The 20,941-nt window shown below is 74.6% G+C and carries 19 protein-coding genes and 2 tRNA genes; 12 read left to right on the top strand and 9 right to left on the bottom strand.

The window, feature by feature from the left end; all coding sequences use genetic code 11:
• Window positions 1-39: 39 nt before the first annotated feature.
• The 8 genes from AVL62_RS06455 to AVL62_RS06425 form a co-directional block, all read right to left on the bottom strand.
• Window positions 40-879 carry an ABC transporter permease gene (locus AVL62_RS06455; protein WP_058890817.1) on the bottom strand — a complete coding sequence of 280 codons (840 nt, stop codon included), beginning with the start codon at window positions 877-879 and terminating at the stop codon, window positions 40-42.
• On the bottom strand, window positions 879-1,832 hold the full coding sequence (locus AVL62_RS06450) for an ABC transporter ATP-binding protein (RefSeq protein ID WP_058890816.1): 954 nt from the start codon (window positions 1,830-1,832) through the stop codon (window positions 879-881). The genes AVL62_RS06455 and AVL62_RS06450 overlap by 1 nt, the downstream gene beginning before the upstream one ends.
• Window positions 1,833-1,921: 89 nt before the next feature.
• A complete protein-coding gene (locus AVL62_RS06445; RefSeq protein ID WP_058890815.1) occupies window positions 1,922-3,355 on the bottom strand; it encodes an aldehyde dehydrogenase family protein in 1,434 nt (477 codons plus the stop codon).
• A gap of 182 nt (window positions 3,356-3,537) precedes the next feature.
• Window positions 3,538-4,551: a selenide, water dikinase SelD gene (selD, locus tag AVL62_RS06440; RefSeq protein WP_058890814.1), complete on the bottom strand. Its 1,014-nt coding sequence runs from the start codon at window positions 4,549-4,551 to the stop codon at window positions 3,538-3,540.
• A gap of 57 nt (window positions 4,552-4,608) precedes the next feature.
• Entirely contained in the window at window positions 4,609-6,312 is a 1,704-nt protein-coding gene (locus tag AVL62_RS06435; protein WP_058890813.1) for a selenocysteine-specific translation elongation factor, read from the bottom strand.
• Entirely contained in the window at window positions 6,309-7,766 is a 1,458-nt protein-coding gene (locus tag AVL62_RS06430) for an L-seryl-tRNA(Sec) selenium transferase (protein ID WP_058890812.1), read from the bottom strand. Before AVL62_RS06430 ends, AVL62_RS06435 begins: the two co-directional genes overlap by 4 nt.
• 56 nt (window positions 7,767-7,822) lie before the next feature.
• Window positions 7,823-7,916 (bottom strand) — tRNA-Sec (locus AVL62_RS17025).
• A gap of 42 nt (window positions 7,917-7,958) precedes the next feature.
• Window positions 7,959-8,030: transfer RNA gene (locus AVL62_RS06425), tRNA-Arg, on the bottom strand.
• 84 nt (window positions 8,031-8,114) lie between these two features.
• Here AVL62_RS06425 and AVL62_RS06420 point away from each other — a divergent pair.
• The 6 genes from AVL62_RS06420 to prmC all read left to right on the top strand — a co-directional run bounded on the left by AVL62_RS06420 (window position 8,115) and on the right by prmC (window position 15,481).
• On the top strand, window positions 8,115-9,776 hold the full coding sequence (locus AVL62_RS06420) for an arginine--tRNA ligase (RefSeq protein WP_058890811.1): 1,662 nt from the start codon (window positions 8,115-8,117) through the stop codon (window positions 9,774-9,776).
• Between the two features lie 66 nt (window positions 9,777-9,842).
• Entirely contained in the window at window positions 9,843-10,835 is a 993-nt protein-coding gene (locus AVL62_RS06415; protein ID WP_058890810.1) for a homoserine dehydrogenase, read from the top strand.
• 250 nt (window positions 10,836-11,085) lie between these two features.
• Window positions 11,086-13,065: a transcription termination factor Rho gene (gene rho / locus AVL62_RS06410; RefSeq protein ID WP_058890809.1), complete on the top strand. Its 1,980-nt coding sequence runs from the start codon at window positions 11,086-11,088 to the stop codon at window positions 13,063-13,065.
• A 110-nt stretch (window positions 13,066-13,175) separates the two neighbouring features.
• Window positions 13,176-13,391, top strand: coding sequence for a 50S ribosomal protein L31 (gene rpmE, locus AVL62_RS06405; protein ID WP_058890808.1), 216 nt, complete (start codon window positions 13,176-13,178; stop codon window positions 13,389-13,391).
• Window positions 13,392-13,473: 82 nt separating this feature from the next.
• Window positions 13,474-14,553: a peptide chain release factor 1 gene (prfA, locus tag AVL62_RS06400; RefSeq protein WP_058890807.1), complete on the top strand. Its 1,080-nt coding sequence runs from the start codon at window positions 13,474-13,476 to the stop codon at window positions 14,551-14,553.
• Between the two features lie 76 nt (window positions 14,554-14,629).
• Window positions 14,630-15,481, top strand: coding sequence for a peptide chain release factor N(5)-glutamine methyltransferase (gene prmC, locus AVL62_RS06395; RefSeq protein WP_058890806.1), 852 nt, complete (start codon window positions 14,630-14,632; stop codon window positions 15,479-15,481).
• A gap of 168 nt (window positions 15,482-15,649) precedes the next feature.
• Here prmC and AVL62_RS17510 read toward each other — a convergent pair whose 3' ends face one another.
• Window positions 15,650-15,859, bottom strand: coding sequence for a hypothetical protein (locus tag AVL62_RS17510; protein WP_153011696.1), 210 nt, complete (start codon window positions 15,857-15,859; stop codon window positions 15,650-15,652).
• Between AVL62_RS17510 and AVL62_RS06390 the strand changes: the two genes are divergently transcribed.
• The 6 genes from AVL62_RS06390 (at window position 15,845) to atpB (ending at window position 20,917) form a co-directional block, all read left to right on the top strand.
• A complete protein-coding gene (locus AVL62_RS06390; protein ID WP_083518752.1) occupies window positions 15,845-16,741 on the top strand; it encodes an L-threonylcarbamoyladenylate synthase in 897 nt (298 codons plus the stop codon). The two genes, AVL62_RS17510 and AVL62_RS06390, sit on opposite strands and share 15 nt — an antisense overlap.
• Window positions 16,742-16,751: 10 nt before the next feature.
• On the top strand, window positions 16,752-18,053 hold the full coding sequence (gene glyA / locus AVL62_RS06385; protein WP_058890952.1) for a serine hydroxymethyltransferase: 1,302 nt from the start codon (window positions 16,752-16,754) through the stop codon (window positions 18,051-18,053).
• A 74-nt stretch (window positions 18,054-18,127) separates the two neighbouring features.
• Window positions 18,128-19,234, top strand: coding sequence for a glycosyltransferase family 4 protein (locus AVL62_RS06380; protein ID WP_058890805.1), 1,107 nt, complete (start codon window positions 18,128-18,130; stop codon window positions 19,232-19,234).
• A gap of 123 nt (window positions 19,235-19,357) precedes the next feature.
• Window positions 19,358-19,795, top strand: a complete 438-nt coding sequence (locus AVL62_RS06375) for a hypothetical protein (RefSeq protein ID WP_058890804.1) — start codon at window positions 19,358-19,360, stop codon at window positions 19,793-19,795.
• Window positions 19,792-20,025, top strand: a complete 234-nt coding sequence (locus AVL62_RS06370) for a hypothetical protein (protein ID WP_201023216.1) — start codon at window positions 19,792-19,794, stop codon at window positions 20,023-20,025. The genes AVL62_RS06375 and AVL62_RS06370 overlap by 4 nt, the downstream gene beginning before the upstream one ends.
• Window positions 20,026-20,098: 73 nt before the next feature.
• Window positions 20,099-20,917 carry a F0F1 ATP synthase subunit A gene (atpB, locus tag AVL62_RS06365; protein ID WP_235585574.1) on the top strand — a complete coding sequence of 273 codons (819 nt, stop codon included), beginning with the start codon at window positions 20,099-20,101 and terminating at the stop codon, window positions 20,915-20,917.
• The last annotated feature ends 24 nt before the right edge of the window (window positions 20,918-20,941 follow it).

Below are 20,941 nucleotides of genomic sequence, written 5' to 3'. Positions count from 1 at the left end.
TATCCTCCTGCCCCTCCGGCCGCAGGGGCAGGGGCGAGGTCAGGCCACGTCGCGCCGGGAGGTGAGCAGCCAGCCCAGGGCGGCCATCAACGCGGCATACCCGAGCAGCACCAGCGTGCCCCAGCCCCACGACAGCGCGTCCGGCGCACCGCCCAGCGACTGGGCCATGCCCGGGTCGACCCCGGCGAAGAGGTCGAGGGCGCTCGTGCTCGCCTGGCTGGGGAAGAACTTGGAGGCGTCCGCCAGCCGCTCCACGAAGGTGAGGCCGAACCCGAGCAGGGGCTCGATGAGGAGGGTGACGCCGACGCCGACGAAGAGGGCCACCACCTGGTTGGTGATGAGCACCCCCAGCCCGAAGCCCATGAGCCCCCAGAGCACCAGGACGAGGATCATCCGGGCGAAGGTGGCGAGCAGCCCGGCCGGGTCCGGGAAGAGGGCGACGTCGCCGAGCGCGAGGGTCAGACCGCCGCCCACCACGCTGCCGAGGGTGAAGGCCACGGCGTTGACCGCGACGATCACGGCGACCGAGGCGAGTTTGGCGGCGATGAGCTGGCCGCGGCGGGGGGCGGCGAGCAGGGTGGCGGTGATCGTCTTGTGCCGGAACTCGCCGCTCATCGACAGGATGCCGAGCACGAGCGCGAGCAGGTAGCCGATCTGCACGCCGCCGGTGTAGACGAGGCGCGCCACGACGTCCTCGCCGAACATCTCGGACGGCACGATCATCGAGCCGTCCGGGCCGGGGAACTCACCGATGACGGCGAGGAACAGGCCCTGGAGGGCGGCGAAGAGGCCGCCCAGCACGGCCATGGCCAGCGGCATCGACCAGGACAGGCGGGTGGTGGAGTACTTGCGCAGCTCGGCGCGCACGAGCGAGATCATCAGGCGGCCTCCGTCCCGGTCGCGAGGTTGCGGTTGCGGTGCTCGGGCGACTCGGTGAGCTCAAGGAAGAGGCGCTCCAGGTCCGTGCGCAGCGGGCGCAGCTCGTGCACCGCGTGGCCCGCGGCGTGCGCCCTCTCCCCGATGCGGGCCCCGTCGGCCCCCGTCACCCGCAGGCCCCCGTCCTCGGGCTGCACGTCCAGCCCGTCCTCCTGGAGCACCCGGGCCAGCCCGGCCGGGTCGGCGACCCGGACCAGCACCGCCGGGTCGCCGCGGAGCTCGTCGATGGTGCCCTGGCGGGCCATCCGCCCGTTGGCGATGATGACGACGTCCTCGACGGTCTGCTCGACCTCACCGAGCAGGTGCGAGCTGACCAGCACCGTCTTGCCCTGCTCCTGGGCCAGGTGACGCATGAAGCCCCGCATCCAGCGGATGCCCTCGGGGTCCAGCCCGTTGGCCGGCTCGTCGAGCAGCAGCACGTCCGGGTCGCCGAGCAGCGCGGCCGCCAGGCCGAGGCGCTGGCGCATCCCCATCGAGTAGCCCCCGGCCTTCTTGCGGGCGGCGGCGGGGATGCCCACCAGCTCGAGCAGCTCGTCGACCCGGCGGTCGGGGATCCCGTGGCTCGCCGCGAGCACCCGCAGGTGGTTGCGGCCGCTGCGCCCGGGGTGGAAGCCGGTCGCCTCCAGGGCGGCCCCGACGGTGCCCATGGGGGCGGGCAGGTCGGCATACCGGCGTCCCCCGACGAGCGCCTCCCCGGAGGTGGGGCGCACCAGGCCGAGGAGCATGCGCAGGGTGGTCGTCTTGCCGGCGCCGTTGGGGCCCAGGAAGCCGGTCACCCGGGCGGGCGCGACCTCGAAGCTGAGGTCGTCGACGGCGGTGAAGGAGCCGAAGGTCTTGGTGAGGCCGCGGACGCTGATGCCGGTCCCCGACGGCGACGGTGCAGGTGGTGTCGTCATGGGTGTCAGTCAACCAGCCGGCACCGGGCGGGACATCCACCGGTGGAGGGATCCGCGCGGACCCCCGGCTCATCCTGCGGGGGGAGGGCTCAGCCCAGCCGGACGACCACGGTCTTGGTGTGGGTGAAGCCGGCCAGGGCCTCGACCCCCTTCTCCCGGCCGTAGCCGGAGGCCTTCACCCCGCCGAACGGCAGCTCGACGCCGCCGCCGGCGCCGAAGGTGTTGACGAACACCTGGCCGGCCTCGAGCGCCCCCGCCAGGCGGTGCGCGCGCGACAGGTCGCGGGTCCACAGCGCGGCGATGAGCCCGTATGCCGTGCCGTTGGCGAGCTCGAGCGCCTGGGCCTCGTCCTCGAAGGGCAGGGTGACGAGCACCGGCCCGAAGACCTCCTCCTGGGCGATCGGGTCCCGCGGATCGACCCCGTCGACGAGCGTGGGCAGCCAGAACGCCCCCGCGGCGAGGTCGCCGTCCTGCGGCGGGGCCGTGCCGCCCACGACGACCTCCCCGCTGGCGACGCCCTCCACGTAGCCGCGCACCCGGTCCTGCTGGCGCCGGGACACGAGGGGCCCGAGGTCGGGGTCGTCCAGGCCGGGGCCGAGGGTGGTCGCGCCGAAGCGTTCGGCGACCGCGGCGACCAGCTCGGCGCGGATGTCCTCGTGCACGACGAGCCTCGACCCGGCCGAGCAGGTCTGGCCGGCGTTCTGCAGGATGCTGCGGGTGATGGCCTCGGCGGCGGCGTCGAGGTCGGCGTCCGGGAAGACGACGTGCGCCGACTTGCCGCCCAGCTCCAGCACCGCGGGGACCACCCGCTCCGCGGCCGCGTGCGCCACCTGCCGCCCGGTCTGCGTGGACCCGACGAAGCCGAGGTGGGCCACCTGGGGGTGGGCGGTCAGGGCCGCGCCCGCCTCCGCGCCCAGCCCCGGGACGACGTTGACGACGCCCGCCGGGAGCCCCGCCTCCATGGCGAGGGCGGCCAGCGCCACCGCGGTCCTCGGGGTCTCGTCGGCCGGCTTGAGCACGACGGCGTTGCCGGTGGCGGTGGCCGCGGCGATGGAGCGGGACGCCAGCTGGAGGGGGTAGTTCCAGGCCACGATGCTGCCCACGACGCCGTAGGGCTCGCGCCGGGTGTAGACGTGGGTGTCCGGTCCGAGGGGGATGGTGTCGCCGTAGGCCGCCTCGACGACGCGCCCGTAGTAGCGGAAGTAGCGGGCGGCCACGGTGGCGTCGGCCCGGGCCTGGGACAGCGGCTTGCCGGTGTCCTGGGACTCGGTGTGGGCCAGCTGCTCGCGGTCCCGGTCGACGAGGTCGGCCAGGCGGGTCAGGGCGTCGGCCCGCTGCTCGGTGGGGGTCGCCGCCCACGCGGGCTGGGCCTGCGCGGCCGCCCGGACGGCCTCATCGACCTCCTCGGCGCCCCCGCGGGCGACCTGCCCGAGGACCGAGCCGTCGGCCGGGTCCACGTTGTCGTAGGTGTCGCGGACCGCGAGGGAGGAGCCGGCGACGAGGGGGAGGGTGAGCTCGGGCATACCCCCCACCGTAGGTCCCCGTCGCAGGCGGTCCCGTCCGTCGGTGCGCGACTGCAGCGCACATGTCGCCCGCCGGGCGACTCCGCGACCTACCCCGTGCGGTCGGACGGGCACCACGGGCTTCACTCTCACGGTATGCCGCTCCCACGGCCCGTGGTGCCCGTCGCGCGTGACGCCGGTGGTCAGCGCAGGGCGAGCGTCGGGCGGGGCGAGGGGAGGGTGCGGCCCACGACGGTGCCGACCCCGGGCGGCAGCTCGCCCACGAGCAGCAACCCACCGCTGGTCTGCGCGTCGGCGAGCAGGAGCAGGTCGTCCTCGCCGACGCCGGGTCCCACCTCCAGGTGCGGGCGCACCCAGTCGAGGTTGCGGCGGCTGCCCCCGGGCAGGTAGCCCGCGGCGAGGCTCTCGCGGGCACCCGGGATCGTCGGCACCGCGGCCACCTCGAGCTCGGCACCGACGCCGGAGGCGCGCAGCAGCTTCCACAGGTGGCCGAGCAGGCCGAAGCCGGTGACGTCGGTCCCGGCCCGGACTCCGGCGGCCACCGCGGCCTCGGAGGCCTCCCGGTTGAGGGCAGTCATGGTGGCGACCGCCTCGGCGTGTGCCTCGCCGGTGCGCCCGTGCCGGTTGTTGAGGATGCCCGTGCCCAGGGGCTTGGTGAGCGTGATCGGCAGGCCGGGCCGGGCGGCGTCGTTGCTGATGAGCGCGTCGAGCCGGGCGGTGCCGGTGACGGCCAGGCCGTAGGTCGGCTCGGGGGCGGTGATGGAGTGGCCCCCGGCGAGCGGGCACCCCGCCTCCGCGGCGACCGCCGCGCCGCCGCGAAGCACCTCGCGGGCCAGGTCGTCGTCGAGCCCGGCCGGCCAGCCGAGCAGGTTGATCGCGAGGATCGGCCGGCCGCCCATGGCGTAGACGTCGGACAACGCGTTGGCGGCCGCGATGCGTCCCCAGTCGAAAGGGTCGTCGACGACCGGGGTGAAGAAGTCGGCGGTGGAGAGCACCGCGAGGCCCGAGGCGTCGTCGAGACGCACGGCGGCGGCGTCGTCACCGTGCTCCAGCCCGACGACCAGCGACTCCTCGGCCGGTGCCTCCAGACCGGCGACGAGGCGCTCGAGCCGCTCGGCCGGGATCTTGCAGGCGCAGCCCCCACCGGCCGCCAGGGTGGTGAGGCGTGGACGCGCGGTGCTGCTGCTCCCCGTCATCCCGTCAGCGTAGCCAGCAGGCCCCCTGCTGGCTCCTCCCCGGGCCTGCGGCCGGGCTCATCCCCGGAGCCCCGGCCGGCCCGTGACCCGGCGGCGACCGTCGGCGCCGCGGTGGGTGAGGCCCCGCGCGTCGAGGTGCTCCAGCAGCGGGATGAGCACGCGACGGCTGGTGCCGAGCGCGGCCCGCGCCTGGGCGGCGGTGAAGGGCTGCGCCAGCCCGTCCAGCCGGCGCAGGGTCTCCTCGACCGCGTGGACGCCCAGCAGCACGTCCCCCGGCAGGCGCAGCACGCCGGCCGCGCGGGCGGCGGCCGCGACCTCGCGCGCTCCGAGCCCGAGCCGGTCCAGCTCGGGGCGGGTGGGGGAGTCCAGCGGGTCCGCCCGCAGCCGGGCCAGCACCACGGCCAGCCCGTCCGGTGCCGCCTGCGCCGTGGCGTCACGGCGCAGGCGCCCGCCCTCCGCGGTCAGCCCGGCGTCCGCCGCGACGGCGCGCAGGGTGGTGAGGTCCGGCATACCGACGCGGCGGCGCACCTCGGCCAGCGCGACGTCGGCGTCCACCCACGGGGTGAGCGGGTCGCGGGCGGCCTGCCGGGCGACCAGCTCGACCAGCGCCTCACGCCAGGCGCTCGCGGTGGCCGACGACACCGTGCGGCCGGCGACCACGACGGTCCGGCCCGCTGCCGCCCCGAGGGCGTGGGCGCGGTGCCGCCCCGCACCCGTGCGGCGCAGCGGTGGGGTGACGGCATCGAGGACCAGCGCACCCACGAGCGCCCCCTCGCGACCGGGCTCGCGCAGGATGAGCCGGTCGCCCGGCACGAGGGGCAGGTGCGGCTCCCAGGAGAGGCGGGCGTGGGACCCGCCGAGCATCCGCAGACGGGCGGGGACCGCGGCCGTGCCGACGTGCAGCGTCACCTCGGCCGGCAGCGCGTCGTCGTCGAGGAGCACGTCGGCCCCGGTCGCGGGCCACCACGGCTGGTCGGGCGAGAGCAGCGCGTGCCCCCGGCCCACCTCGGCGACCTCCACGCCGCGCAGGTTGAGGGCCACCCGGGCCGGGCCCCGGGCCTCCGGGACGGCGCGGTCCATGCTGTGCACGCCGCGCAGCACCACCGGGCGCCCGCGCCCGCCCCGGTCGGGGCGGAGGGTCAGGGTGTCGCCGCTGCCCACCCGCCCGGCGGACAGGGTGCCGGTGACCACCGTCCCGGCGCCGCGCACGCTGAAGCTGCGGTCCACCCACAGCCGCACGGGGGCGTCGGCCGGGGGAGTGGGCATCCGGCGGGCGAGCGCGGTGAGCTCCTCGCGCAGCCGTGGGATGCCGGCGCCGGTGCGCGCCGACACCGTGACCGCCGGTATGCCCTCCAGGCTGGTCCCGCGCAGGCGCTCGCGGGTCGCGGCCAGCGTCGGCCCGGGGTCGGCGAGGTCGGCGCGGGTGACCGCGAGCACGCCGTGCCGCAGCCGGAGGGCGTGGACGGCCCGCAGGTGCTCCTCGGACTGCGCGCCCCAGCCCCCGTCGGCGGCCACGACCAGCAGCACCCCCGCCGCCGGCCCGACGCCGCTGAGCATGTTGCCGATGAACCGCCGGTGCCCGGGGACGTCGACGAAGGCCACCGGGCCGACCTCGGGGAGGGTGGTCCAGGCATACCCCAGGTCGATGGTGAGGCCGCGGCGGCGCTCGGCCTCCCACCGGTCCGGCTCCATGCCGGTGAGCGCGCGGACCAGGGCCGACTTGCCGTGGTCGACGTGGCCGGCGGTGGCGACGACGCTCATCGCGCCGGGCGCCCACCCGTCGGGGTCCCGGTGTCGCCGCCCGCGGGTGGGCGCCCGGCCGCGGCGAGGACCGCCCGGGCCAGCACGGCGTCCTGCGCGGGCGGCACGCAGCGCGGGTCCAGCAGGCAGCGCCCGTCGTGCACCCGCGCCAGCACCGCGGGGTCGCCCAGGCGCAGCGGGCCGGCCAGGCCCTCGGAGAGCGCCAGCGCCCAGCCGGCCAGCGGGACGCCGGGGGCCCCGCCGCCACCGACCCGTCCGTCGTGCGGCACCACCTCGGCGGCCAGCCCCTGCCGGGCCAGCACCTCCCGCAGCGACTCGGCCCGCGTGCGCAGGTGGTCGGGCTCGGCCCGACGGGCCACGGTGACCGGGGCCGGGTGCGGGTCGCGCAGCGTCGCGCCCAGGGCGGCCAGGGTGAGCTTGTCGACCCGCAGGGCTCGCGCCACGGGGTGCCGGCGCAACCGGGCGACGAGGTCCGCGTCGCCCAGCACCAGCCCGGCCTGCGGGCCGCCGAGCAGCTTGTCGGCGCTGGCGACGACCAGCCCGGCCCCGTCGCGCAGGGCGGTGCGGGCGTCCGGCTCGTCGGGCAGGGCGGGGTCCGGCTCCAGCAGGCCGCTGCCGGTGTCGACGACCAGCGGCAGGTCGGCGGCGCGCGCGACCCGCGCCAGCTCGGCGACCGGCACGGCGGAGGTGAAACCGGTGACGCGGTAGTTGCCCGGGTGCACCTTGAGCAGGGCGGCCACGTCGGGGCGCGGACCGGCCGCCCGGTCCGGACCGGGCTCGGCCGGCACCCCGGCGGCGCGGTCGGCGAGGGCGCGCTCGTAGTCGCCCCGGTGCGTCCGGTTCGTCGTGCCCACCTCGCGCAGCCGGGCGCCGCTGGACTCCACGAGGTCGGTCAGCCGGAAGCCGTCGCCGATCTCGACGAGCTCGCCGCGGCTCACCACCACCTCGCGGCCCGCGGCCAGCGCGGTCATCGCGAGGAGCAGCGCGGCCGCGCCGTTATTGACGACGAGGGCGTCCTGCGCCTCGGGCACGGCCCGCAGCAGGGCGTCCACCACCGATCCGCCCCGACGCCCCCGGCGACCGGTGGCCAGGTCGAGCTCGATGTCGGCATACCCCGCGGCGGCGACGAGCGCCGCGGTGGCCGCCTCCCCGAGCGGGGCCCGGCCCAGGTTGGTGTGCACGACCACGCCGGTGGCGTTGAGGACCGGCCGGGTGCCGGGGGCCGCGACGAGCTCGCCCAGCCGGGTCGCGACCTCGTCGACCACCTCGGCGGGTGGGAGGGCGCCGTCGCGGGCCCGGCTCAGGACCTCCTGGGCGACCCCCAGCGCCCGCTGCCGACCGAGGAGGGCGACGTGGTCCACCACCGCGGGATCGCGCAGGACCACATCGACCGGGGGTATGCCGCGGCGCGGGTCGGACGCGTCAGGTGCGGGGCGGGGTGGGTCGACGGCCATGGCGGGCCTCCCCGGTCGCTCGGAGGTGGTGGCCCGGCGCGGGCCCTGGGCCTCGGCGGAGGCGGACAGGAATCGAACCTGCCAACGACGACGGGTCGCCGTTCCGCGGGGTTGAAACCCGGGGGGCCCACCAGGAACCCTGACACCTCCCTCGCAGGAGTGTTGCCTGCGCCTCCTCCCGAAGGAGGGGAGCGCCCCCGGCAGGATTCGAACCTGCGCACCCGCCTCCGGAGGGCGGTGCTCTATCCCCTGAGCTACGGGGGCAACAGCGGACAACTCTAGCAGCGTCGCAGGGGTGGCTGAAATCCCCGTGCTGGCGCGGTCGGCGGCGGCCCTAGACTGGAGCGGGTGACCCCCGAACAGCTCGCTGCAGCGATCCATGCCGTGCTCACCGAGGCCGTGGAGGCCGGCGACCTGCCCCTGGCGCAGGGCGACCTGCCGGCCGTGGAGGCGCTCCGGGTGGAGCGGCCGCGCAGCCGCGAGCACGGCGACTGGGCGAGCAACGTCGCCCTGCAGCTGGCCAAGCGGGCGGGTATGCCGCCGCGCCAGGTCGCCGAGGTCGTCGCCGGCGGGCTGGGTGCGGCCGAGGGGGTGGCCGGGGTCGAGGTCGCCGGGCCGGGCTTCCTCAACATCACGCTGGACGCCGCGAGCGCGGGGGCGCTGGCCCGGGACGTCGTCGAGGCCGGCGCCGGCTACGGCCACAACGACACCATGTCCGGGCGCACCATCAACCTCGAGTTCGTGTCCGCCAACCCGACCGGGCCGCTGCACATCGGGCACACCCGGTGGGCCGCCCTCGGCGACGCGCTGCACCGGCTGCTCGCGGCCAGCGGCGCGGACGTCACCGCCGAGCACTACACCAACGACGCGGGCGCGCAGACGCTGCGGCTGGCGTCCTCGGTCCTGGCCCGGGCGCGCGGCGAGGAGGTCCCGGAGGGCGGTTACGCCGGGGACTACGTCGACGCGCTGGCCGAGCAGGTGCTGGTGGCGCGCCCCGACCTGCTCTCGCTGCCCGAGCAGGAGGCGCTCGAGGTGTGCCGGGAGACCGGCATGGCGCTGCAGGTCGCGGCCAACGAGCAGACGCTGACCGCGTTCCACGTGACCTTCGACGTGTGGTTCAGCGAGAAGAGCCTGCACGACACCGGGGCGGTCGAGCAGGCCGTGGACCGGCTGCGGGAGCAGGGCCACGTCTTCGACGCCGACGGCGCGGTGTGGCTGCGCACGACCGACTTCGGCGACGACAAGGACCGGGTCCTCATCCGGTCCGACGGCGAGCCGACCTACTTCGCCGCCGACTGCGCCTACTACCTGTCCAAGAAGGATCGCGGGTTCACCGAGAAGGTCTACATGCTCGGGGCCGACCACCACGGCTACGTCGGGCGTCTCAAGGCCATCGCCGCCTGCGCGGGGGACGACCCGGAGACCAACATCGAGGTCCTCATCGGCCAGCTCATCAACATCAGCGGGGAGCGGATGGGGCGGCGGCGCGGGAACGCGGTCTACCTCTCGGACCTGCTGGAGTGGATCGGCACCGACCCCATCCGCTACAGCCTGGGCCGCTTCCCCGCGGACACCCCGCTCGACCTGGACGGTGAGGAGCTGCGCCGCCGATCCAACGACAACCCGGTCTTCTACGTCCAGTACGCCCACGCCCGCACCTGCAACGTCGCCCGGCTCGCCGGGGAGGACGGGGTGCGCCGCGAGGACGGCTTCGACCCCGGTCTGCTGGACCACCCCACCGAGTCGGTCCTGCTCGCGGCCCTGGGCGACTTCCCGCGGGTCGTCGCGCAGGCCGCCCAGCTGCGCGAGCCGCACCGGGTGGCGCGCTACCTCGAGGACCTGTCGAGCCACTTCCACAAGTGGTACGACGAGTGCCGGGTCCGGCCGATGAGCGCCGAGGAGGAGATCACCGACCTGCACCGCTCGCGCCTGTGGCTCAACGACGCCACCCGCCAGGTGCTGGCCAACGGCCTGACCCTGCTCGGCGTCAGCGCGCCCGAGCGCATGTGACCGAGGGCGCCGGGCACCTCCCGTCCCGGCGCCGGACCGCCCCGCCCCCGACCCCTGGAGCCGCCCGTGACCTCACCCGCCTCCTCATCCGTCCTGCGCGTCGCCCTGCTGGGCGGCGGCACGGTGGGCGCCGCCGTCGCCCGTCACCTGCTGCAGCACGCCGACCGGTATGCCGCGTCGCTGGGGCGGCGCCCCGAGCTCACCGGGGTCGCGGTGCGCGACACCACCCGGGTGCGTGACGGCATACCGGCGCAGCTGCTGACCACGGACGCCACGGCGCTCGCGGAGGACCCGGGCACCGAGGTCGTGGTCGAGGTCATGGGCGGGATCGAACCGGCCGGGTCGCTTGTCGAGGCCGCGCTGCGGCGGGGTGCGCAGGTGGTCACGGCCAACAAGCAGCTGGTGGCGCGCCGCGGCGAGGAGCTGCACGCCCTCGCCCGCGAGCACGGGGGAGGGCTGCACTACGAGGCGGCCGTCATGGCCGCGGTGCCCGTCCTGTCCGTCGTGCGCGACTCGCTGGCCGGCGACGAGGTCACGGCGATCCGGGGGATCGTCAACGGCTCCACCAACTACGTGCTCGACCTGGTGGCCCGCGAGGGCGTGCCCTTCGCCGAGGCCGTCCGGCAGGCCGGCGAGCTGGGCTACCTCGAGGCGGACCCCACCGAGGACCTCGAGGGGCTGGACGCCGCCGCCAAGGTGGCGATCCTGGCCCGGATGGCCTGGGGGGTGGCGCTGCCCCTCGACGAGGTCGCGACCACGGGCATCTCGGGCCTCACCGACGCCGACTTCGCCGCCGCGGCCGGGCGGGGCGAGGTGCTCAAGCTCGTGGCCGACGCGCGGCGGGACCCCCAGGGCGGGGTCCGGGCCCGGGTCGCCCCCACCGCGCTGCCCGCCTCCGACGCCCTGGCCCAGGCTCGCGGCGGCACCAACGTCGTGGAGATCGAGGCCGTGCTGGCGGGGGCCGTGCGGCTCTCCGGCGCGGGGGCCGGCGGCGACCAGACCGCCTCGGCCGTCCTCGGCGACCTGGTGCGGGCGGCCGGGGCGACCCGGGTGGGGTGAAGGGCCTCGTGGCCGGTATGGCCCGGGCCCGCCCCCGTGTTATCGTGAGGACGCCTCGTGACACGGCCCGACACATCGGTGAACGGCTCCGAGGCACTCCACGCACGGGCCGTCGGCTTCGCGACGTGTCCTGATACTGAGGCCGCTGCACCGGTCGTCCCCGTGCCGAGTCCGACAGCGGTGCCACTGTCCGTGCACCGCGACACCCTAGGCCCCGAACCGGTTGCGACCGAGGGGGAAGGAATCCCACGTGACTGAGATCACCGACGCCGGCGCGACCCGCACGGGCGCGTTGAGCACCCTTCGTCTGGCCGAGCTCCAGGAGCTCGCGTCGGGCATGGGCATTACCGTGAACAACAAGATGCGCAAGGCCGACCTGGTCTCCGCCATCCGGGAGCAGCGCGGGGGCGCTGCCAGCAGCAACGGCTCCGCCGGTCGTCAGGACGCCATCGAGGCAGCCCTGGACCGCGCGCAGGCCGAGCGCGAGGAGACCACCGGCACCGCCGGGGGCTCGCGCACGCGGCGCAGCCGCCGCGGCGGCTCCAGCGCCGGCGCGCCCCGCACCGAGCAGGACCGGCAGGCCGACCAGCAGGAGCGCACCGAGGGGCAGGACCGCTCCGGTGGCGACCCGGTCGCCGAGGGCTCCGCGCCGACCGGCGAGGAGCACCGTGACGGCGGACGGCGCACCCAGGACGACCGTCAGGGTCAGCAGGGCCGCGACGGTCGGCAGGACGACCGCCGCGAGGGGGGCCAGCGCACCCAGGACGACCGCCAGGGTCAGCAGGGCCGCGACGGCCGGCAGGACGACCGTCAGGGTCAGCAGGGTCGGCAGGACGACCGCCGCGAGGGCGGTCAGCGCCCCCAGGACGACCGCCAGGGTCAGCAGGGCCGCGACGGCGACGGCGACTGGGGCGACGACGAGGGGGGGCGGCGCGGACGTCGGCGCAGCCGCAACCGCAACCGCGACCGCAAGCGGGGCCGTGGCGCCCAGCCCGCGTCCGGTGGCCAGCAGCAGCAGGACGCCCCCGAGAGCTACTCCGAGGAGGACGTGCTCGTCCCCGTCGGCGGCGTCGTGGACCTGCTCGACAACTACGCCTTCATCCGGACCACCGGCTACCTCCCGGGCCCGACCGACGTCTACGTCCCGATGGGCCTGGTCAAGAAGCACGGCCTGCGCAAGGGCGACGCGGTCACGGGTGCCATCAAGGCCCCGCAGGACGGCAGCGACGTCGGGCAGCACACCGTCTCCTCGACCGGCAACAAGCGGGACAAGGGCAAGTTCAGCGCCCTCGTGCGGCTGGACAGCATCAACGGCCAGGAGCCCGACCAGGGCCGGCGCCGCCCCGACTTCTCCAGCCTCACCCCGCTCTACCCGCAGCAGCGGCTGCGGCTGGAGACCGAGCAGAAGAACCTCACGACCCGGGTCATCGACCTGGTGACGCCGATCGGCAAGGGGCAGCGCGGTCTCATCGTCAGCCCGCCCAAGGCGGGCAAGACGATGGTCATGCAGTCCATCGCCAACGCCATCACCACCAACAACCCCGAGGTCCACCTGATGATCGTCCTGGTGGACGAGCGTCCGGAGGAGGTCACCGACTTCCAGCGCAGCGTCAAGGGCGAGGTCATCTCCTCGACCTTCGACCGCCCGGCGAGCGACCACACGATGGTGGCCGAGCTGGCGATCGAGCGGGCCAAGCGCCTCGTGGAGCTGGGCCAGGACGTCGTGGTGCTGCTCGACGGCATCACCCGCCTGGGCCGCGCCTACAACCTGGCGGCCCCGGCCTCGGGCCGGATCCTGTCCGGTGGTGTCGACTCCGCCGCGCTCTACCCGCCGAAGAAGTTCTTCGGCGCCGCGCGCAACATCGAGGAGGGCGGGTCCCTGACCATCCTCGCGACGGCGCTGGTGGAGACCGGCTCCAAGATGGACGAGGTGATCTTCGAGGAGTTCAAGGGCACCGGCAACATGGAGCTCAAGCTCTCCCGCCACCTGGCCGACCGCCGGACCTTCCCGGCCGTGGACGTCAACGCCTCGAGCACCCGACGCGAGGAGATCCTCATGTCCTCCGAGGAGCTCAAGATCATGTGGAAGCTGCGCCGGGTGCTGTCCGCGCTCGACCAGCAGCAGGGAATCGAGCTGCTCCTCGACCGGTTGAAGAAGACGAAGCACAACTACGAGTTCCTCACCCAGGTCCAGCAGACCAGCTCGGTCCGGCTGGACGACGACGACTGAGCGGTGCACCGCACCCGCCCCGGTCGCGTAGACTGATCCGCTGGCCCACCGGTTCACGACCGCGCCCCCGCGTGGTCGACCCGGGGACATCACGCCATCCAAGGAGAGACATGCAGAAGGACATCCACCCGGAGTACGTCGAGACCCAGGTCACCTGCACCTGCGGTGCGTCGTTCACCACCCGCAGCACCGCGACGTCGGGCCGCATCAGCGCCGACGTCTGCTCGCAGTGCCACCCCTTCTACACCGGCAAGCAGAAGATCCTGGACACCGGTGGGCGTGTCGCCCGCTTCCAGGAGCGCTACGGCAAGAAGGCCGCCAACTAGCAGCCACGTCCCGCCGGTCCCGCGAGAGCTCGCGGGGCCGGCGTTCGTCGTCCCGGCCCCGGCTCGTCCCTAGGAGGACACGGTGTTCGACTCCGCCCGGCCGCTGCTCGAGGAGCACGCCGACATCGAGCGCCGGCTCGCCGACCCGTCGGTGCACGGCGACCCGACGGCCCTGCGCCGTCTCAACACCCGGTATGCCGCACTCTCGGCGACCGTGACGGCATACCGGGCCTGGGAGGCCGCGACGGGGGACCTGGAGGCCGCGCGCGAGCTCGCCGCCGAGGACGAGGGCTTCGCCCAGGAGCTGCCCGCCCTGGAGGCCGCCGAGCGGGACGCCGCCGAGCAGCTGCGCCGCCAGCTGGTGCCGCGGGACCCCGACGACGACCGTGACGTCATCCTCGAGGTCAAGGCCGGCGAGGGCGGTGAGGAGTCCGCGCTCTTCGCCGGTGACCTCCTGCGGATGTACCTCCGTTACGCCGAGCGTCGCGGGTGGCGCACCGAGCTGCTGGACGCCACCCCCTCCGACCTCGGGGGCTACAAGGAGGCGCGGGTCTCGGTGACCGCCCCCGGCACGCCCGCCCCGGGCGAGGCGCCGTGGGCGCGGCTGAAGTACGAGGGCGGCGTGCACCGGGTGCAGCGCGTCCCCGTGACCGAGAGCCAGGGCCGGGTGCACACCTCCGCCGCCGGGGTGCTGGTCATGCCGGACCTCGAGGACCCGGCGGAGGTCGAGCTGGACCCGAACGACCTCAAGGTCGACGTCTTCCGCTCCTCGGGGCCGGGGGGCCAGTCGGTCAACACCACCGACTCGGCCGTGCGCATCACGCACCTGCCGACCGGCCTGGTCGTCTCCTGCCAGAACGAGAAGAGCCAGCTCCAGAACAAGGAGTCCGCGCTGCGCGTGCTGCGCGCCCGCCTGCACCAGATCGCGGTCGAGGAGGCGGAGCAGGCGGCGAGCGCGGCCCGGCGCAGCCAGATCCGCACGGTGGACCGCAGCGAGCGGATCCGCACCTACAACTTCGGCGAGAACCGCATCGCCGACCACCGCACCGGGTTCAAGGCCTACAACCTGGACCAGGTCCTGGACGGCGACCTCGACCCGGTCGTGCGGTCCGCCGTCGAGGCCGACGAGGCCGCCCGGCTGGCGGCGGCGGGGGAGCAGTGAGGCCGGCCCCGGGTGCCGCGGTGGCCCCGCGCCGCGACGGCACGCACCCGGCCCGGAGCCGGGGTGAGGCGGCGTCGTGACCGTCGACGAGCTGGTCCGGGCCGCCACCGGCCGGCTCCGGGAGGCGGGGGTCGCCAGCCCGGAGGTGGACGCCGAGCTGCTGCTGTCCCACGTGATGGGGCTCGACGGTCCGGAGCTGCGCCGGGCCCGGGTGATGCGCGAGCAGGTGACCCCGGAGGCCCACGGCGCGTTCCTCGACCTGGTGGTGCGTCGTGCCGACCGGGTCCCGCTGCAGCACCTCACGGGGACCGCCTGGTTCGCCGGCCTCGAGCTGCTCGTGGGGCCGGGGGTGTTCGTGCCCCGCCCGGAGACCGAGACGCTCGTCCGCCTGGCGCTGGCGGCGCTGGAGCCGTGGCCCAGCCCCTCCGTCGTGGACCTGTGCACCGGGAGCGGGGCGATCGCGCTGGCGCTGGCGCACCGGCGCCGGGACGCCCACGTGGGCGCGGTCGAGCTGTCCCCGGACGCGCACCGCTACGCCCAGGCCAACCTCGGGCGCACCGGCCTCCCGGTCGACCTGCGGCTCGGCCCGGCGCAGGAGTCCTTCGAGGACCGGCTCGGCCGGGTGGACCTCGTGGTGACCAACCCTCCCTACATCCCGCCCGACGCGGTGCCGGTGGACGCCGAGGTCCGCGACCACGACCCGGAGCTGGCGCTCTACGGCGGGGGAGCGGACGGGCTGCTCCTGCCGCGCCTGCTCGCCGAGCGGGCGACGGTCCTGCTGCGCCCGGGCGGGGTGCTGCTCATGGAGCACGCCGACGTCCAGTCCGCGGCGGTCGTCGAGCTGCTCACCCGTGCCGGGTGGTCGGACGTCACCGACCACGAGGACCTCACCGGGCGCCCGCGGGTCGTCTCCGCCACCCGTCGCTGAGGCCGGGCCCGCCGTCGGCCGGGGGCGGGGTGCACCCGCACGCGCGCGAGCCGCGGACACGGACGGGCCCTGGACATGCGCGAGCCCCGGTGCCAGCGGCACCGGGGCTCGTGCGTGTCCGTCGGACGGCGCCCTGGTCGGGCCGCCGACGTCAGAGGTCGAGGGTGATCAGAAGATGAAGATCAGCAGGGCGATGATGAGCAGGACGCCCACGATGGTCCAGATCAGGCCGCTACCACGCATACGGGTCACTCTCCTTGTGTCGAGGCGGGCGCGCGGGTGCGCCCGCCGTGGGCAACACCTCACCCAACTGGTTCCGCAGGCGTCGTGCAAGTCGAAGCGCCGCGGGCCCGACGTGGGAAGATGGTCGTCGTCCACACCGAGCACCCCGAGCACCCCGACGGAGGCCCCATGTCCGGCACCGCGCCGCTGCAGGACCGCCTGCTCGACTGCGTCGACGAGCAGCAGCGGGAGGAGGCTCTGGCGCGGGCGGCGGCGGTCGTGCGCGAGGGCAAGGTGGTCGTCCTGCCGACCGACACGGTCTACGGCGTCGGTGCCGACGCCTTCGACGTCGTCGCGGTGGCGATGGTGCTCGCGGCCAAGCACCGCGGCCGCGAGATGCCTCCGCCGGTCCTCGTGCCCAACCCGCGGACGGTCGACGGGCTGGCGACCGACGTGCCCATGTACGCCCGCATCCTCATGCGGCACTTCTGGCCCGGGCCGCTCACCCTCGTGCTGCGGGCGCAGCCGTCGCTGCAGTGGGACCTGGGCGAGACCAACGGGACCGTCGCGCTGCGCATGCCGGACGACGGGCTCGCCCTGGAGCTGCTCGCCGAGGTCGGTCCCCTGGCGGTGACCAGCGCGAACGTCACCGGTCGTCCCGCCGCCACCACGGCGCAGGAGGCCCTCGAGCAGCTCGGGGGAGCGGTCGCCGCCTACCTCGACGGCGGTCCGCGCACCGGGGGGCAGCCCTCGACGATCCTCGACTGCACGGGGGAGGAACCGGTCGTCCTGCGGCTCGGCGCGCTGCGGACCGAGGAGATCCGCGGGGTGCTGGGCACCACCGTCCTGCACGACTCCCCGGAGGCGGCGGACGCCGCCACGACCGGCCCGGGCGAGGCCGACGAGCCGGAGCCCGCGGAGCCGGGGGAGCGGGCGAGCCTGGTCGGCTCGGTCACCCCGAGCGGGGTGCGGGTGCCGGCCGACGCCGTCCGCACGGTGGCCGCGCCGCGGGCCGACGAGAGCGCGGCCACCCCATAGAGTGGGCCGCATGACGACGCGCGTGACCCCGGACTCCTACTACGGCCCGTCCTTCGGCGCCCTGCTCGAGCAGGACCCGCAGGTGGCCGAGCTGCTCGTCTCCGAGCTCGACCGCCAGCGGGCCGGCATCCAGCTCATCGCCAGCGAGAACCAGACGAGCCCGGCGGTGCTCGCCGCGCTGGGGTCGACGTTGTCGAACAAGTACGCCGAGGGCTACCCGGACGCCCGCTACTACGGCGGGTGCTCCGAGGTCGACAAGGTCGAGAAGCTCGCGATCGAGCGGGCCAAGGAGCTCTTCGGGGCTGACCACGCCAACGTCCAGGCCCACTCGGGGGCCAGCGCCAACCAGGCCGTCTACGGCGCCTTCGCCTCGCCCGGCGACACGATCCTCGCGATGTCGCTGGACCACGGCGGTCACCTCACCCACGGCTTCAAGGTGAGCTTCTCCGGCAAGTGGTTCGACGCCGTGCACTACGGCGTCGCCGCCGACACCGAGCACATCGACTACGACCAGGTCGAGGCGCTGGCCAAGGAGCACCGGCCCAAGATCATCCTGGCCGGCGGCTCGGCCATCCCCCGCCTCATCGACTTCGCGCGCTTCCGGGCGATCGCCGACGAGGTCGGCGCGATCTTCTGGGTGGATGCCGCGCACTTCATCGGGCTGGTGGCCGGCCAGGCCATCCCCTCGCCGGTGCCGCACGCCGACGTCGTCTCCTTCACCACCCACAAGGTGCTGCGCGGGCCTCGCGGCGGCGCGATCGTCTGCAGGGAGGAGCACGCCAAGAAGATCGACCGCGCGGTCTTCCCCATGATGCAGGGCGGTCCGCTCATGCACGGTGTCGCGGCCAAGGCCGTCAACTTCGCCGAGTGCATGACCCCGGACTACCAGGACTACGCGCAGCGGGTGCTGACCAACGCCTCCGCGCTGGCGGGAGCGCTCGACGAGCGGGGCATCCGACCGGTCACTGGAGGCACCGACACCCACCTGTCCCTGCACGACCTGCGCGGCGTCGGGGTGACCGGCGTCGACGCCGAGGCGCGCTGCGACGCCGCCGGGATCGTCCTCAACAAGAACGCCATCCCTTTCGACCCGGAGAAGCCCAACGTCGCCTCCGGCATCCGCGTGGGCAGCCCGTCGGTCACCACCCAGGGGATGGGTCCGGAGCAGATGTCGGTCGTCGCCGACCTCATCCACCGGGCGGTCACCGAGACCGACGGCAGCCCGGACCACCCGGTCGCGCGACAGATCCGGGAGGCCGCCGGCGAGCTGCTCACCGCCTACCCCGCCTACCCCGAGCCCACGGCCGGCTGACCGACCGCGGGGCAGAGACGCCGCCGACGGCATACCTCGACGGGACCGACCGCCGGGAGGGGTGAGACAGACCAGTGCGCGAGTTCCTCATGGTGCTGCTGACCGCAGCGGTCGTGACCTACCTCGCGACCCCCCTGGTCCGGCGCCTCGCGCTGCGGGTGGGCGCGATCACGGCGGTGCGGGACCGCGACGTGCACTCCGTGCCGATCCCGCGGCTGGGCGGGGTGGCCATGCTCGCCGGTTTCGCCGCGGCGGTCCTCCTGGGCTCGCAGCTGCCCTACCACGGCCAGCTCTTCGAGGCGACGCCCCGCCTCTTCGGCGTGCTGGCCGCCGCCGTCCTCATCACCGCGCTCGGGGCCGTCGACGACATCCGTGAGCTGGACTGGATGACCAAGCTGGCCGGTCAGATCCTGGCCGGCGGCATCATGGCGTTCTACGGCGTCCGGCTCCTCTCGCTGCCCATCCTCGGGGTCACCTACCTGCCCGAGCCGGTCATGGTCACCCTCACCATCCTCGTCGTCGTCATCTCGACCAACGCGGTCAACTTCATCGACGGGCTGGACGGTCTGGCCGCCGGGGTGGTCCTCATCGCCGCCGGGGCGTTCTTCAGCTGGACCTACCTGGTGAGCCGCAGCTTCGACCCGCCCAACGTCTTCTCCGAGGCGACCTTCATCAGCGCGGCGATCGTCGGGGTGTGCCTCGGCTTCCTCCCGCACAACTTCCACCCGGCACGGCTGTTCATGGGGGACGCGGGGGCGCTGCTGCTGGGGCTGCTGCTCGCCGCCGCGACCATCTCCATGACCGGGTCGGTGGACCCCAGCTCCTCGGTGGCCAGCGCCTCGGCGGTGACCGCCATCCTGCTGCCGGTCGTCATCCCGCTGGCCATCCTGGCGCTGCCCTTCCTGGACATGGTGCTGGCCATCCTGCGCCGCACCCGGGCCGGGCAGCTGCCGTGGAAGCCGGACCGCGGGCACCTGCACCACCGGCTGCTCGACATCGGGCACAGCCACCGCCGGGCGGTCGTCCTGCTCTACCTGTGGTCCCTGCTCATCGCCGCCGGGAGCGTGTCCTTCGCCTACCTGCCGGCCTGGGTGTCCCTCACCGGCATCGCGGGGCTGCTGGCCCTGGCCGTGGCGCTCACGCTGCGGGCGGCGCCGGACCTCGCGGACGGACGGCGGTAGCGTGGGGGGCCCGAGGGTTGGTGGCGGCTCCACCGCGGTGACGCGGATTGGGGTCCACCGCACCGCTTGTGATAGTTTTCACAAGCGCCCCGACCCCCTCTTCCCGTCCGGAGCCTCGACGCCATGACCCCCACCGTGACCACCGCGACCGCCCGACCGGCGGCGCGCACGATGATGCTTGGGGCCCTCGTGGCAGGCGTCCCGGTGGCCCTGCTGGTGCCACTGCTGACGTGGGCCGCCGTGGGTGGCTGGGGTGCGGTCTCCGCCCTCGTCGGCAGCGCGCTGTCGCTGGTGGTCTTCGCCCTGGGGGTCCTCGGCATCCGCGGTGTCCTGGCCGGCCCCACGGCGAGCACGATGGCCGGGGCGTTCGGGGTCTTCGTGCTGCAGATGGCGGCGCTGGGAGCGGTCATCTGGGCCCTGGCCCAGACGACCTGGCTGCAGATCGTGCCGCTGGTCGTGGCCTTCGTGCTGGTGGGCCTGGTCTTCCAGGCCGGGCTGGTCGTCGGCTACCTGCGGTCCCGGTCCCCGCTGACCCTGCCGACCGCGGGAGGTGGCGTATGAGGGTGCCGTCACCGCACGGCGGGCACGAGCCGGAGGTCGAGGGCATGAGTGCCCAGACCGACGTCGCCAACGGTGCGCTCGCCTACCTCCTCGCGGGTCCGGCCGGCTTCGGGCTGGTCGGCTTCGCCCTGGACCGCTGGTGGGGGACCGTCGTGGCCCTCCCGGTCGGCGTGGTCCTCGGGATGGTGGCGTCGATGTACGTCATCTGGCTCAGGTACGGTAGGTCATGACCTCGGAGCCGGGTCCCGTCCCTGTCTGCCCAGGGGCTTCGACGTCCGACGAAGACTGTGTGGAGGAGAACGCGTGAACGCGACCATGACGGCCGCTGGCCTGCACCTGCCGACGGCCGGTGAGGAGAGCCACTTCCCCCCCACCCCCGGCGACTTCTGGCAGCCGCTCTTCGCGATCCCCGGGACCGAGTACTACTTCACCCGTCCCATGCTGCTCATGGCCATCGCGACGGGGCTGCTCATGGTGGCGCTGTTCGTCACCACCCGCCGGGCCGCGATCGTGCCGGGCAAGGGGCAGTGGCTGACCGAGCAGGTCTACAACTTCGCCCGCAACGGCATCGCCCGCGACATGATCGGCAGCAAGGACTTCATGCCCTTCGTGCCGTTCCTGTTCTCGCTGTTCGTCTTCATCCTGCTCAACAACGTCTTCGGCATCATCCCGCCGTTCCAGAACCCCACGATGGCGCGGATCGGCTTCCCGATCGGTCTCACCCTCATCGTCTACGTCGTCTACCACTGGGTGGGGCTGCGCAAGGCCGGCGGGGTCGGCCGCTACATCGGCGGCATGCTCCCGGCCGGGCTGCCGGGATGGATCAAGCCGTTCATCCTCTTCCTCGAGCTCATCACCTTCTTCATCACCCGGCCGCTCACGCTGGCGCTGCGACTGTTCGGCAACATGTTCGCCGGTCACATGCTGCTCGTGGTCTTCATCGTCGGCGGCTGGTACCTCTTCAAGACCTTCGAGCCGGGCCTGATGCTGGTGGCCCTGCCCGCCTGGATCCTCGGTGCCCTCCTCACGGTCTTCGAGGCCCTGATCCAGTTCCTGCAGGCCTACGTCTTCACCCTCCTCGCCGCGTCCTACATCGGCGGGGCCCTGGCGGACGAGCACTGACCTGCCCGGTTCCATCCCCGACCA

The organism is Serinicoccus chungangensis (assembly GCF_001483745.1).
Taxonomy (GTDB): Bacteria; Actinomycetota; Actinomycetes; order Actinomycetales; family Dermatophilaceae; genus Ornithinicoccus; species Ornithinicoccus chungangensis_A.
The sequence above is the reverse complement of the archived record's forward strand: the minus strand, read 5'-3'. Positions and strand labels throughout refer to the sequence as shown.